12 protein-coding genes are annotated in these 13,770 nt (G+C 56.6%); 7 read left to right on the forward strand and 5 right to left on the reverse strand.

Annotation, left to right across the window (positions count from 1 at the left end):
* Positions 1-47: 47 nt before the first annotated feature.
* On the reverse strand, positions 48-974 hold the full coding sequence (locus BMX75_RS14290; RefSeq protein WP_092829028.1) for a LysR family transcriptional regulator: 927 nt from the start codon (positions 972-974) through the stop codon (positions 48-50).
* Positions 975-1,116: 142 nt separating this feature from the next.
* On the opposite strand from BMX75_RS14290, the gene BMX75_RS14295 reads away from it, so the two are divergent.
* Entirely contained in the window at positions 1,117-2,190 is a 1,074-nt protein-coding gene (locus BMX75_RS14295; RefSeq protein WP_092829030.1) for a tartrate dehydrogenase, read from the forward strand.
* A gap of 86 nt (positions 2,191-2,276) precedes the next feature.
* Here BMX75_RS14295 and wrbA read toward each other — a convergent pair whose 3' ends face one another.
* Positions 2,277-2,876, reverse strand: coding sequence for an NAD(P)H:quinone oxidoreductase (gene wrbA / locus BMX75_RS14300; protein WP_092829032.1), 600 nt, complete (start codon positions 2,874-2,876; stop codon positions 2,277-2,279).
* A 331-nt stretch (positions 2,877-3,207) separates the two neighbouring features.
* Here wrbA and BMX75_RS14305 point away from each other — a divergent pair, with 331 nt between their 5' ends.
* From BMX75_RS14305 to BMX75_RS14330, 6 genes are all read left to right on the forward strand, one after another.
* Positions 3,208-4,194 (forward strand): succinylglutamate desuccinylase, encoded by a 987-nt coding sequence (locus BMX75_RS14305; protein WP_092829034.1) that lies wholly within the window; start codon positions 3,208-3,210, stop codon positions 4,192-4,194.
* A 189-nt stretch (positions 4,195-4,383) separates the two neighbouring features.
* The gene (locus tag BMX75_RS14310; protein WP_092829036.1) at positions 4,384-5,154 is read left to right on the forward strand and encodes an ABC transporter ATP-binding protein; all 771 of its coding nucleotides are present in this window, start codon (positions 4,384-4,386) and stop codon (positions 5,152-5,154) included.
* Between the two features lie 15 nt (positions 5,155-5,169).
* Positions 5,170-5,874, forward strand: coding sequence for an ABC transporter permease (locus BMX75_RS14315; RefSeq protein ID WP_066321679.1), 705 nt, complete (start codon positions 5,170-5,172; stop codon positions 5,872-5,874).
* The gene (locus tag BMX75_RS14320) at positions 5,874-6,605 is read left to right on the forward strand and encodes an ABC transporter permease (RefSeq protein WP_092829038.1); all 732 of its coding nucleotides are present in this window, start codon (positions 5,874-5,876) and stop codon (positions 6,603-6,605) included. Before BMX75_RS14315 ends, BMX75_RS14320 begins: the two co-directional genes overlap by 1 nt.
* Before the next feature lie 110 nt (positions 6,606-6,715).
* Positions 6,716-7,483: a transporter substrate-binding domain-containing protein gene (locus BMX75_RS14325; RefSeq protein ID WP_092829040.1), complete on the forward strand. Its 768-nt coding sequence runs from the start codon at positions 6,716-6,718 to the stop codon at positions 7,481-7,483.
* Positions 7,484-7,691: 208 nt separating this feature from the next.
* Positions 7,692-8,471, forward strand: coding sequence for a TraX family protein (locus BMX75_RS14330; RefSeq protein WP_092829042.1), 780 nt, complete (start codon positions 7,692-7,694; stop codon positions 8,469-8,471).
* Here BMX75_RS14330 and BMX75_RS14335 read toward each other — a convergent pair.
* From BMX75_RS14335 to BMX75_RS14345, 3 genes are all read right to left on the reverse strand, one after another.
* Positions 8,464-9,705, reverse strand: coding sequence for a GGDEF domain-containing protein (locus BMX75_RS14335; RefSeq protein ID WP_092829044.1), 1,242 nt, complete (start codon positions 9,703-9,705; stop codon positions 8,464-8,466). The two genes, BMX75_RS14330 and BMX75_RS14335, sit on opposite strands and share 8 nt — an antisense overlap.
* Before the next feature lie 126 nt (positions 9,706-9,831).
* Positions 9,832-11,442, reverse strand: a complete 1,611-nt coding sequence (locus tag BMX75_RS14340) for a sensor domain-containing diguanylate cyclase (RefSeq protein ID WP_092829046.1) — start codon at positions 11,440-11,442, stop codon at positions 9,832-9,834.
* Between the two features lie 337 nt (positions 11,443-11,779).
* Positions 11,780-13,645, reverse strand: coding sequence for a putative bifunctional diguanylate cyclase/phosphodiesterase (locus BMX75_RS14345; protein WP_092829048.1), 1,866 nt, complete (start codon positions 13,643-13,645; stop codon positions 11,780-11,782).
* Positions 13,646-13,770 lie beyond the last annotated feature (125 nt).

Consider the following 13,770-nt stretch of genomic DNA (forward strand, 5'->3'; position numbering starts at 1 on the left):
TGACCGATCGTCGCGAGAAGCACGGATTCGCAGTAGATCAGTGTTAATCACGTTTCAAGCGGCATGGCAGGCACGCGCATTGCCATTTCTTGCTGAAGGTAATCGATAAAGGCACTGATGCGCCTGGGTATATGACGACGGTGTTCAAATAGCGCGTAGAAATCCGCACGCACGCCTTGCCAGCCGGGCAACAACGGCACCAGCGCGCCGCTGGCAAGGTGCTCGTTGATATCCCACCAGGAACGCAGCATCACCCCGTGGCCTTCGAGCGCCAGGCGGGTCACCACCTCACCGTCGTTACTGGCCAGTCGACCGCTGACTTTTACCGCTTGAACATCGGCTGGCGAGCCGCAGCGCTCGAATCTCCACAGTGGGAAATCACTGTCGTTTTCACGGATGACCAGACAGCTATGCTGCGCCAGATCGGCAGGCGTGGTTAACGCAGGCATCCGTTCGAGGTAGCTGGGTGATGCGCAAAGCACGCGACGATTGACCAGGATGCGCCGCGCCACCAGGCGGGAGTCCGGCGGTTCACCGATGCGCACCCCCACATCAAAACCGTGGTCGCTGAGGTTCAGCGGAAAATTGGTCAATTCCAGCCAGCTCTCGATTGACGGGTTCTCGACACAAAAGCTGGACAGCAACGGCGCGACATGTCGCCTGCCAAAGCCGAAGGTGGCGTTTACCCGCAAACGCCCGCCGAGTGCCTGGCTGAACGAATCCCCGAGGCCATTTTCCAGCTCGTCGAGCTCTTCAAGAATCAATCCCCCGCGGGCCAGGTAGTGTTCACCCTCAGCGGTCAGCGTCAGACGCCGCGTGGTTCGCGCCGCCAGCATGACGCCCAGCCGGGCTTCCAGCTGTTTTAGCCGCTTGCTGACCGCCGAAAGCGAGAGCCCCAGCTCCCGCGCGGTGGCGGTCAAGCTACCGGCACGCGCCAGCTGCTGAAAAAAGGCCAAATCATCCAGGGGAGTCACTGATTCTTCACCTCAGGGCAACAATAGCTTGCATCATAGACTAATTATCTTCTTTGCTATAGGGGCTACACTCACCTCACCACGACACCTTAATCAACGACACCTTAATCGCATCGTTTGCCCTATCTAACCAGGAGTCACCATGGCCCACCGTATTGCAGTGATTGCCGGCGACGGCATTGGCACCGAAGTCATGCCCGAAGGCATCCGTGCTCTGGAAGCTGCCGCCAAGCGTTTTAACATCCCGCTGGAATTCACCCCCTTTGAGTTCGGCAGCTGCGACTACTATCTGGAACACGGCAGCATGTTGCCGGATGACTGGTTCGAACAGTTGAAAAGCTTTGATGCGCTGTTTTATGGCGCGGTGGGCTGGCCCGACAAGGTGCCCGACCACATTTCCCTGTGGGGCTCGCTTCTGCAGTTCCGTCGCCGCTTTGACCAGTACATCAACCTGCGCCCGTGCAAGCTGATGCCCGGTATCAAAAGCCCGCTGGCAGGCCGTGAGCCCGGCGATATCGATTTTTATGTCGTGCGCGAAAACACCGAGGGCGAGTACTCGAGCATCGGTGGCAAGATGTATGAAGGCACCGAGCGCGAAATCGTCCTTCAGGAAACGGTGATGAGCCGCACCGGCGTTGACCGTGTCCTCAAGTACGCCTTTGACCTGGCTCAGACCCGCCCGCGTAAAAAGCTGACCTCGGCCACCAAGTCCAACGGCATCTCGATCACCATGCCCTACTGGGATGAGCGCGTGGCGGAAATGGCCAAACGCTATCCAGAGATCGCCGTGGATAAATTCCACATCGATATCCTCACCGCCAACTTTGTGCTGCACCCGGACTGGTTCGACGTGGTGGTGGGCAGCAACCTGTTCGGCGATATTCTTTCCGATCTAGGCCCCGCCTGTACCGGCACCATCGGCATTGCGCCCTCGGCCAATATCAACCCGGAAGGTAACTTCCCCAGTCTGTTTGAACCGGTCCACGGCAGCGCACCGGATATTGCCGGCAAGGGCATTGCCAACCCCATCGGCCAGATCTGGTCCGGCGCCATGATGCTCGAACACCTGGGTTATCAAGAAGCCGGGGAAGCAATGGTCACCGCCATTGAAGCCGTGTTGAGTGACGGCGATAGCCAGGTTCTCACCCGGGATGTTGGCGGACAAGGCAGCACAGAAAGCCTTGGCAAGGCCATTGCCGAACGGATTTCCAGATAACGCCCAATAGAAACATGCAATAGAAAGGCCCCATCGCCAGGGTGGCGATGGGGCCTTCATGATTTATGGCTAGCGCTAACTGTCAGTTAGCTCGCCAGCTTGGCCGCAATCCCGGCCACATGCTCGCCCTGGAAGCGGGCAATTTTCAGCTCGCGATCATCCGGCTGGCGAGAGCCGTCACCACCAGCAATGGTGGCGGCACCATAAGGCGTACCGCCGCTTACCTTGGAAATATCGAACTGTTCTTCGATACCGTAGCCAATCGGTACGATGACCATGCCGTGGTGGGCAAGAGTGGTCCAGGTAGAGGTGATGGTCATTTCATCGCCACCACCGGTGCCGGTGGAAGTGAATACGCTGGCCACCTTGCCGCGCAGCGCGCCACTGGCCCAAAGCCCACCGGTCTGGTCGAGGAAGGTGCGCATCTGACCGGCCATGTTGCCAAAGCGCGTTGGCGTGCCGAAGATGATGGCGTCGTAATCGGCAAGCTCTTGCGGCGTTGCTTCAGGGGTCGTGAAATCCTGCTTGCCACCGGCATTCTTGAAGGCGTCTTCCGGCATGGTTTCGGGCACGCGCTTGACGGTGACCTCGACACCCTCGACATTCTTGGCACCCTCGGCGACAGCCGCCGCCAGCGTGTCGATGTGGCCATACATGGAATAGTAAAGCACCAGTACTTTCGTCATTGCTCACTCCTTTGCACTGCAATTGGTGATGTCTGTTTTGATAGCTACAAAAATAACGCAATGGCACCTAGAAAAAAGCGAATGTTTTCGACCGCGGGAATCGATTTCATCGATTCTCGCTTGCGGGTGTTGGCCTTGGTGCTCTTTCACGATCCCACCGCGCTTTTTCATTCGAACGACGCCAGGGGTTGCCGGACAAGCGGAAGAGGGTAAAGGTAGGCCACGTTTATCAGCTTGTTGCACTGCCAATGACACAACACACAATGACACATCACAATGTTACCAAGCGATGTTCTCTCGCTGACGCGATTACCCATTATGGGGGCCTGACATGCTAGGCGAGTGGCTGGACTGGACCCTCGATGAGCAGCGCGATATGCCCAGGCAAGGCAGCTTTGCCAGCGGTCGCTTCGACATCAGCGCCCCTGGTGTTCTTCGCCTGACGCCATATCGTCAGTGCCCGGACGCTCGCGCCTGTATCTTTTCAGCCGCCATTCACGGCAACGAAACCGCCCCCGTCGAACTGATAGGTGCCTGGCTGAGCGAGCTGGAAGCGGGCACGCTAACGCTCGGCGCCCCGTTGCTGGTGATTCTCGGCAATATTCCCGCCCTCAAGGCCCAGCAGCGCTTCATCCAAACCAACCTCAACCGGCTGTTTGAACGCGGGCTTTCTGTCAGCGGCGACGAACCAGACCGGGCGCGCCAGCTGATGACCGCGGTTGATGACTTTTTCAGCGACAACGCTGGATTACCCAAGCTCCACTACGATCTGCACACGGCGATTCGCGCCAGTCTCTACCCGCGTTTTGTCGTGGAGCCCTATAGGGGTAGCGCCACACACAGCGAACAGTGGCAGTGGCTGGCCGCTGCCGATATGCAGGCTGTGTTGCACCAGCACCAACATAGCTGGACATTCTCTCACTACAGCAAGCATTATCACGGCGCTCAATCGTTTACCTTCGAGCTCGGCCAGGTAGCCCCTTTCGGGCAGAACGACATGGCGTCGCTCACGCCGATGCTGGCCCTGCTGGGTCGGCTCAGCGAAGGCACCAAACCGGCAGAAAGCGCCATAGAAGCGGTAACGTTTTTCCGCGTTCAGCATGAGTTGATGCGCCACGGCGACAATTTCATGCTGTGCTTCGACGATGACACCCCCAATTTCACCCGTTTTGCGCCTGGCACCTGCCTGGCCAACGACAGCCAAACCGGTGAATATCGGGTGGGCGATACCCCGCTCCACGTGGTATTTCCCAATGCCAATGTCGAAATTGGCGCACGCGCCGCGCTCCTGGTGGTTCCCTGCGCACCACCCACATGATTAAGGGATGACAACAACAATCCACTGGCGATGATCGCCCGCTTGGCGTTTACTACGACTAACGTCGAGCCATTAAAACATCAGGAGAACGTGCATCGGCCGTCTAGCCTGATAGAATCGCCCCTTTTTTGCGCCAGCCGCCATCAACATTCACTGTTGCCGCGGCAACCCAGTATTGGAGCCAAGTACATGGCCGCTACGCCTATTCCTCTTGAAGTGCGACATATAAAAAAACGCTTCGGCGATACGGAAGTTCTGAAAGGCCTTTCCCTACAGGCCCATAAAGGGGATGTCATCACCCTTATCGGGGCATCAGGGTCGGGCAAGAGTACCTTCCTGCGCTGCATGAACCTGCTTGAACAGCCTGACGAAGGCGACCTGTACGTGCACGGCGAACAAATCCGCTTCAAGAATACCCGCCGTGGCCGCGAGCCCGCCGACTGGAAGCAGGTGGTGCAGATGCGCGCCAAGCTGTCGATGGTGTTTCAAAGCTTTAATTTGTGGGCCCACATGACGCTGCTCGAAAACATCATCGAGGCGCCGATCCATGTACTCGGCAAACCCAAGAAGGAGGCCATCGAGCATGCCCATGCGCTTCTCGAAAGGGTCGGACTAACGGCCCGCGCCAATGCCTACCCGGCGCAGATGTCGGGTGGCCAACAGCAGCGTGGAGCCATTGCCCGTGCGCTGGCCATGGACCCCGAGGTCATGCTGTTCGATGAACCTACCTCGGCCCTGGACCCCGAACTGGTGGGCGATGTCCTCAATGTCATGCACGGCCTGGCCGAAGAAGGCCGTACCATGGTGGTGGTCACCCACGAGATGGGGTTTGCCCGGGACGTCTCCAGCCAGGTGATTTATCTTCATGAAGGAAGGGTGGAAGAAGCGGGGCCGCCTGAAGAGCTGATCGGCAACCCTCAGTCTCCCCGCCTGCAGCAGTTCCTGGCTCCCAAATACTGATTCGCGAGGCTCACTATGCTTGATCTTCATGGTTACGGCCCGCGCTTGCTGGAAGGCGCTGGCGTAACGTTGCAGCTTGCGCTGTTATCGCTGCTTCTCGCTGTGGTACTCGGGCTTATCACTGCCAGCGCGAAGATGTCGCGCAGCTGGCTTGCTCACCGTATCGCGACGCTTTACACCACCGTTATCCGCGGCGTTCCCGACCTGGTGCTGATGATGCTGCTGTTCTTCGGCGGACAAATCGGCGTCAACATGATCACCGACTGGCTCTATTACCAATTCGATATCGATATTTTCATTAACATCAATGAGTTTGTTGCGGGTGTGGTGACCATCGGGCTGATTTTCGGCGCCTACATGGGCGAAACCTTCCGCGGCGCCTTCATGGCAGTGGATCACGGCCAAATCGAAGCCGGCAAAGCCTATGGCATGAGCAATTCACTGGTATTCCGGCGCATTCGCTTCCCGCAAATGATGCGCCACGCCCTGCCCGGTCTGTCCAACAACTGGATGGTATTGCTAAAGACCACCGCACTGGTCTCGGTCATCGGGCTTTCCGACATGGTGCGCGTGGCGTCCGAGGCCTCCAAGGCCACCCGCGAGCCGTTCACCTTCATGATTGTGGTGGCGCTCATTTACCTGTTGATCGCCAGCGTCTCGGAGTGGATATTCGTCCGCCTGCAAAAACGCTATGACATCGGGTACGGGGAGGCAGACTAATGGAATCCCTACTCACCTGGCTGGAAACCCAGCTCGCCGATAACAGCATTTTTACCCTGCAAACGCTGTCGCACTATGGCGAAGGCCTGACGACCACCGTTCAACTCGTCTTCCTATCGCTGATTATCGGGCTGATCGCCGCTGTGCCGCTCGCCATTGGTCGCGGTTCCAGGCATGCCTGGATCAAATGGCCCATCTTTGCCTACACCTACGTGTTTCGCGGTACCCCGCTACTCATCCAGCTCTACTTGATCTACTACGGTGTGGTGTTCGTTGACGGCATTCAGGAAACCTGGCTATGGGTCATTCTGGAAGATCCTTTTGTACCGGCACTGATTGCCTTCACACTTAACACCGCCGCCTATACGACCGAAATCTTTCGCGGTGCCATCAAGTCCACCTCGAAAGGCGAAATCGAAGCCGCGCGGGCTTACGGCATGTCGCCGGGCTTGACCATGCGTCGCATCATCATTCCCAGCGCCTTCCGCCGCGCCCTGCCCGCCTATGGTAATGAAGTGATTTTCATGCTCCACGCCAGCGCGATCGCAAGCGTGGTCACCATCATGGACCTGACCGGCGCGGCGCGCTTTGTCTACGCCCGTTACTACGCGCCCTTCGAGGCCTTTTTATTCGTTGCGGCCATTTATCTGTGCCTGACCTTTGCGATTCTGTATTTCTTCCGCCACCTGGAGAAAAAACTGCTGGCCCACCTACAGCCCCAAACAGGCTAGTGTGAAACAAACGTTGGTTCATACGTCGACAAATCATTGTTGTCGGCGCTAAGCTGGCAAAGGTTGTGTTCCTCACCACTTGGTGAATTTCGTCCATCAGGAGACTCATAATGAAAAAAGTCCTAACACTTTCTCTACTTGGCTTGGCGATTGCTGCGTCCAGTGCCCAGGCACGGGATTACGAAGAAGTTCGCATCGGCGTGGACGTTCCTTACGAGCCAATGGAATACCGCACCCCTGACGGTGAGCTCACGGGTTTCGACATTGACCTGGGCAACGCCCTTTGCGAAGAAATCGGCGTTAGCTGCGAGTGGATTGTGCAAGGATGGGATGGCATCATTCCGGGCCTGCTGTCGCGTAAATACGATGCCATCATGTCATCCATGACCATCAACGATGACCGTCGCGAGCAGGTACTCTTCTCCGACCCCTACATTACACCGCCGTCCGCCTGGTTTGCCCCTGAAGGCGTCGAGTTCGACGTCGTCAACGCGGAAACGCTCACCGACATGACCATCGGCGTTCAGCGCGGCACCCTGCAGGATAACTACGTCACCGACATGTACGGCGATGTAGCGGACATCAACCGCTACGCAACCGCCGATGACATGGTGCTGGACATGGAGTCCCAGCGTCTGGACATCCTGTTCCTCGACTTCCCGGTAGGCAAGTCAACCCTGCTGGACAGCGAAGAAGGTAACTACATCGTTGTCGGCGACATGCTGACCGAACCGAAAGAATACTTCGGCGACGGCTTCGGCATTGCCTTCCGCCAGCGCGATGAAGCCCTCGCCGAGCAGTTCAACGAAGCCCTTGAAACCCTTCGTGACAACGGCACCTACGACGAAATCTACGCGCGTTACTTTGAAACAGAGTAAGCAATTCCCCCTCCCCAGCCTTATGGGGAGGGACTTCTTCTGTCTTATCGACTGCTAACCTAGTTCTATCACCGCCTTACCTATCTAGTCTCCCCGACCAAGATTCATTTAACCTTAAGTGAACCGACGCTCTATCTCTCGGTCTTTGCATTAGTCGCATTATCCATTGTTGATAAGCCCAACTTAGCGTCATTCACAGGGAGGTACCATGGCGGTTTCAGCAAAACCCTCATCACATTGGACGGGCTGGGCGCAGTGGCTCGCCCTGTTCACCATGACGGCGGATCACGTGACGCGCTATATAGTCCCCGAGGCCTGGGGCCTTGACTGGGTGGGTTCGTCTATTGGCCGGATTGCTTTCCCGCTGTTTGCCGCGATGGTCGCCTGGCACGGCCTGTTCAATACCCGTAACCCGATGCGATACGCGCGGCGCATGCTGATTATCGGGGTGATCGCACAGCTGCCTTACATGCTGATGCCGCGTGAATCTGATGCCTTCATCCTCAACATCTGCTTTACCCTGGCTGCAGGCCTGACGCTGGGTTCACTGGTACGACTGGGTTGGCAACACTATCAGCAGGAAAGCATTCACTTTGGCTGGCTGCTGGGGGGTGCCGCGGCAGGGGTTACCCTATGGTATCTGCTCGGCTTTTGGGTCGAGTATAGTCACTCCGGGTTGCTATTGATTCCCCTGCTGATGTTTGCCATGCAGGCGCTGAGCGACGCCGAGGGTGATTTTTCAGCGCGGCTTTGGGCAGGGTTGGCGGCCTTCCCGGCCTTGTGGATAGCAGGCCAGATGAATGCTTCCGATATGGCCAAATCGTTTACGGTGACCACCTGTATTGTCGTACTGATACTGGCAGCAGGCGCCGCACAGCGCATACCTACCCTTCAGTGGGCCATGCCCAGACGCTTATGGCTGGCCTGGTACCCCGGTCATTTTGCCCTGATCGCGCTGTGGCTGCTGTTCAGTGGCCAGTTCAGCTAGTCGAATCGTCAGTGGGCGCACGGAACCGGGCCTGTTTTTTGGCTTCCTCCAACATCCACGGCTGATAGCGTCGACGCTGCGCACGGCCTCCCATCTTGGCTTGGTACATGGCCAGGTCGGCTTCTTTCAATAACTCGTCATGCCGACAATCACAAGCTTGAAAACAGGTGTAACCAATACTTGGCGTCACATCTATCCAATGGTTATCTAGCCTGTAAGCGCCCGAAAGCGCATCCTGTATCTCCTGCATATAAGCTTCAGACCAGTCGTCCAGCGCCTTTGCCGTGGGGGTATTGGTCAACGCCAGCAGTACGAATTCATCACCGCTGAGTCGAGCGGCCATGTCGCCTTCGCGGAGACACCCCTCCAGGCGGCGCGCCACCTGGATCAGCAAGTCGTCACCGGCAGCGTGACCAAGCGTATCGTTGATCAGCTTGAAACGGTCCAGATCCATGAACAGCAGCAGGCCACTGGCGTACTTTTCATCGTCACGAAGCGTCTCGAGCCGTTCGATGAACATGCGTCGGTTTGGCAGGTCGGTCAATGCATCGTAGTAGGCCTGGTGGTAAATCGTCGCTTCCCGGGCAGCCATGCTGACCCGCAGTGAAAGATTGTCGTGAATGATCAGCCCCAGGCGCCGACTGGTGACAATCAGCAGTCCTAAAAACACCGTCATTATGATGCCCATCATGGTATGGGTAGGCACCGCGGACGTCACGAACATCCATTGTAGAGGCAGGGCTATCGGCAATATGAATAAGAGTACTATCCACCAAATAGCCGAAATCATGGTCACGCAACCGGCTGCTACCCCCGATAGGATAATTGCCAGCGCTGCGACATATTCAGGTCGCTCGGGCGCAAACATAAGGACACCTGCGGTTCCCCAAACGCACCCCGCCACAAAGACAGTGAACGCAAACCCGAATATCCATTTTAGTTGCGCTTGTGATGATGCGTCGGACTGCAGAAACAGGGAAGCCAGACGCAAGCGAATCAGGGAGATGGCGATAATGGCCACGAGCCAGCTGATTAAAACGGCGGGGGCGACGACCTCCCACATGATGCTGACCAATAGGACCGACCCTAGAATACCGGCGTAGACGGGCTGCCACAGATTGCTGTAGAGGATGCGCACTTTTTCGATGGTGAGGGCCCAGTCCTTACCGGGATCTTCACCCTCAAACCGGCGCCGCAGACTCGATAGGATCGTCGCACTAAAGGACTGTGGCATTTCAAAATATCCCCTGCATTGCCGACTTGGCTGGCGAGCCTGCTTTATCAATCGGCGACTCTGCTCTTTTTAGGCGATTTGCGAATGCTTGGCGACAAAACCTGGCCTCTGGATTCAACGGGCCCTTCAACTCGTCGATTCGCCAGCAGGCGTTTGGGAATTGGCCAGCCGTTGCGCTTCATCCAGCATCCACGGCTGATAACGTCGACATTGGGCGCGCCCTTCCGTCTTGGACTTGTACATGGCCAGGTCGGCCTCTTTCAGCAATTTACCATGCTCGCAGCCGCTGGACTGAAAGCAGGTGTATCCCATGCTCGGTGTCACCTCTACCGAATGACTTTCCAACCGATAAGGTGCTGACAGGGCTAACTGGACGGTCTGCATATAGTCTTCAGCCCAGTCGTCCAGCGCCTTGGGCGTGGTGGTAGTGGTCAAGGCCAAGAGCACGAACTCATCGCCGCTCAGCCGTGCCGCCATATCGCCTTCATGCAGGCAGCCTGCCAGGCGGCGTGCCACCTGGATCAGCAAGTCGTCACCGGCAGCGTGACCCAGGGTATCGTTGATCAGCTTGAAACGGTCCAGGTCCATGAACAGCAGCAGCCCGCTGGCATACTGATCATCGGTGCATAGCGTTTCCAGGCGCTCTATAAACATGCGCCGATTGGGCAGGTCGGTCAGCGCATCGTAGTAGGCCTGGCGGTAAATAATCGCCTCGTGCTGCTTGCGCTCGGTGAAGTCTTCAATCATGGCCACCCCACCGACCATTTCCTGGCGAGCACTATGCACCCCGTTGAAAAAGGCGCGCAGCGGAGTGCCTGCAGAGGCGTTGGGGAGTTGATAAGTCCCCTCGTAGTAGCCGGTTCCCTGGCGCAGGGCGTCGCTTACCGCTCGGGCAACCGCTTTATCCGCACTTGGCGCCAGCAGGCAGTAACCAATCAGCTGACCACGCTCAACGCCAAGAATCTCCAGTAGCTTGCCGTTACAGTCGGTAATGGTGCCCTGATCGTCAAAGTGCAGCACGCCAAGCGGCGACTGATCAAAAATCGACCGGTAGCGGTCTTCGCTTTCCATCAACTGCGCCTCGCGGGACGCCATGTTGACGCGCAGCGAAATATTATCGTGGATGATGCGGCTCAAACGGCGGCTGGTCACGACGATCAGCCCCAGAAACAGCGCCAGCATCGAGCCAATCAGTAACGACAGCGACGACCCAAGCAGAAAAAACTGCAGCATCAGCGGCAGCATGATAGGCAGAACAAACCCCAGCGCCACCCACCAGATAGCTGAGAGCGTCGTCACCCCACCCGCGGAGATACCGGCGACCACAATCGAAAGCGCCGCCAACTGGCCGGGGTGATCGCCGGTGAACAGCGCAAAGCTACCCAGCCCCCATACGCCACCCGCCGAGATGGCGCCTATGCTAAACCGTCGCAGCCAGCGTTGACGCCGCTGTTCCAGGGCCGGTAAGCGTTGAAAGCGATAGGCCAGGCTCAGGCGCAAGCCCGAGACCACGACTAACAGTGCCAGCCAGCCGATTAATTTCCAGTGCGCCACGACCGGCCAGAGCGCAGCCACCAGCAATATGCCAGCCAGCACGCTGGCAAGTACAGGCGACCACAAGCTGTCATATAACAGGCGTACTTTTTCGCTGCGCAGACTTTTCAGTGTGACATGGTGGTCACGCTTAAAACGACTTCGCAGGCCCGACGCGTTAGCCGTGTTAAAAGGCTGTGGCATACAAAGTCCCTTATAAATTGCCGAGCTGGCTTGTCTGCCAGTCTTATTGGCTAACCAGTCTCACCCTTTTTAGCCGATTTTTTCATGCTTTGCGACTGAAGTTATCAATTAGCCCCTTTGCACTCGATTCGGAGAAGGAGTTACCTTCCCCGTCCTGCCACCTCCAGAGCCGTTTGTTCTTTATCGATTTCACGAGTCAGCAGTTAATCCGTACCCACCGGTGTAAAGTTGCCGCAAGCGGGATCGAAGATATCGTTGGGGTCGCCAAACGGAAACGGATCGGCCTCTTCGCCGCTTTATCCGTCAGTTGTGATTTTCTAAGCACGGCTTTATTCCGCTACCACCTATTGGCCTCTGGAGAGGTAGTTGGCAACCGATAGCGACTTACCTGACCCAGCTGATCTGAGAGGAGTAATGCGCGAAAGTCGCTTGAGGACAGCGGCTGATTGAATAGGAACCCCTGGGCACCGTTGCAACCTTCTGCCTTGAGCTGGTCGAGCTGTAACTGGGTCTCGACTCCCTTGGCAATAACGCGCAAGGCCAGGTTCTGACCAAGGTTGATGAGGGCCTTCATGAAACTGGCGCTTCTTGGGTTGTCGAGCATATCGTGGACAAAACAGGCATCGATATTCAGCGTATCAATGGGAAAGCACCTTAACTGTTTAAGACTGGCGCTGCCTGCCCCAAAGTCATCAATGGCGATACGTATGCCCATTTGCCTCAACGCCTTCAGCGTCAGCTTCGATTCTTCGGAAAAATGATGCATCAGACTACTTTCCGCCACCTCTAGCTCTAGATAATGAGCTTCTATCCGCGTCTCGGCCAAAATAGCGGCAATACGGGCAGGCAGTGTGTTATCGCGCAATTCTACCGCCGAAATATTCACCGCGATGGGCACGATATCGATGCCCTCCTCTCGCCATGCCTTTAACTGACGACAAGTTTCGCTTAGCACCCATTGACCGATCGGCACGATGAGTCCGCAGGCTGTCGCAACGGGAAGAAACGCCGAGGGCGGCATAAGCCCCAGTGACGGGTTGCGCCAACGAACCAGCGCTTCGGCGCTACACAGGTATCCGGTCGCGATATCGATCTTGGGTTGGAAGTCGATGAAAAGAGCGTTGCTTGCTAGCGCCAACTGCAGTTGAGACTCTATATGGCTATATCGGACGATTACAGCGGCCATGTCGGCCCTGAACATACGGTAATGATTAGCACCGCTATTTTTGGCGTGATACATGGCCGTATCAGCATTATTGAGCAATGTAGGGCCATCTATGCCATCATCGGGATAAAGGCTGATGCCAATACTGGTGGTGATATTCAGCCAATGAATATCGATTTTGTAAGGCTGTGCTAGCGCCGCCAGGATTTTTTCGGCGATCCTGGCGGCATCCTGCGGCTTCTCTATCTCGCTCAGCAGCACTACGAACTCATCGCCCCCTTGACGGCACACCGTGTCAGTGGCGCGGGTACAGTCACTGAGACGACTCGCGACCTCCTTCAAGATACAGTCACCAATGGCATGGCCAAGCAAGTCATTAATGGGTTTGAAGGCATCCAGGTCCAAATATATCAAAGCCACCTGATGCTGGTTCCGTTTTGCCAGCCCGATAGCCCGAGAGAGGCGTTCTGAGAGCAGCACACGGTTGGCCAGCCCCGTCAGGTCATCGTGTTGCGCCTGATACGCCAGCTTAGCGCATTGGGTCGGTGAGTGGTCAGCATCATGAAATACGATCACAGCCCCCGTTACATAGCCGTTGCGGTCATGAATCGGTGCCGCTGAATCCTCTATTTCTAGCTGGCTTCCATCATAACGGACCAACACGCAGTCCATGGCGAGCCCAACGGTGCGGTTCTCTTCCATGGCCCGTTGCGCCGGGTTGGGGGCCGCTTTAAGCGTCTGCCCATCGAATAGCTTTAGCACCTCAACCAAGGGTTTACCGAGCGCTTCAAGATGTGGCCAACCGGTCAGTTTTTCAGCAACACGATTCATGTAGGTAACTCGACACTCAAGATCGGTCGTCACTACCGCGTCGCCAATTGAGTTCAATGTCGCCTGAGCCCATTCTGTCGTGGCCTGCAAGGCAGTTTCAGCGTCGCGCAACCGGGTATCTGGATGTTGCTCTTCGACAATATTTTCTAACGCCTGAATACCACCTTTTTGACTGCTGCCGCTCTGCATGATGACTCCCCAACTCATGGACCGGCTCCATATTGGTGAAACCAAGGCCCTTATTTTTAATCACCTACGGATTATTATTTTGGCGATGATCACTGCTTTTTTTGACCATAAGGGAGAAAAATGCCCTAGTTCTGTACGCAACC

Source organism: Vreelandella subterranea (genome assembly GCF_900111305.1).
Lineage (GTDB): Bacteria > Pseudomonadota > Gammaproteobacteria > Pseudomonadales > Halomonadaceae > Vreelandella > Vreelandella subterranea.

Coding starts and splice junctions, on each gene's coding strand:
- wrbA (WP_092829032.1), bottom strand. CDS start 2,876: ATGACGAAAGTACTGGTGCTTTACTATTCCATGTATGGCCACATCGAC.
- BMX75_RS14315 (WP_066321679.1), top strand. CDS start 5,170: ATGCTTGATCTTCATGGTTACGGCCCGCGCTTGCTGGAAGGCGCTGGC.
- BMX75_RS14320 (WP_092829038.1), top strand. CDS start 5,874: ATGGAATCCCTACTCACCTGGCTGGAAACCCAGCTCGCCGATAACAGC.
- BMX75_RS14345 (WP_092829048.1), bottom strand. CDS start 13,645: ATGAGTTGGGGAGTCATCATGCAGAGCGGCAGCAGTCAAAAAGGTGGT.
- BMX75_RS14325 (WP_092829040.1), top strand. CDS start 6,716: ATGAAAAAAGTCCTAACACTTTCTCTACTTGGCTTGGCGATTGCTGCG.
- BMX75_RS14310 (WP_092829036.1), top strand. CDS start 4,384: ATGGCCGCTACGCCTATTCCTCTTGAAGTGCGACATATAAAAAAACGC.
- BMX75_RS14335 (WP_092829044.1), bottom strand. CDS start 9,705: ATGCCACAGTCCTTTAGTGCGACGATCCTATCGAGTCTGCGGCGCCGG.
- BMX75_RS14330 (WP_092829042.1), top strand. CDS start 7,692: ATGGCGGTTTCAGCAAAACCCTCATCACATTGGACGGGCTGGGCGCAG.
- BMX75_RS14295 (WP_092829030.1), top strand. CDS start 1,117: ATGGCCCACCGTATTGCAGTGATTGCCGGCGACGGCATTGGCACCGAA.
- BMX75_RS14305 (WP_092829034.1), top strand. CDS start 3,208: ATGCTAGGCGAGTGGCTGGACTGGACCCTCGATGAGCAGCGCGATATG.
- BMX75_RS14340 (WP_092829046.1), bottom strand. CDS start 11,442: ATGCCACAGCCTTTTAACACGGCTAACGCGTCGGGCCTGCGAAGTCGT.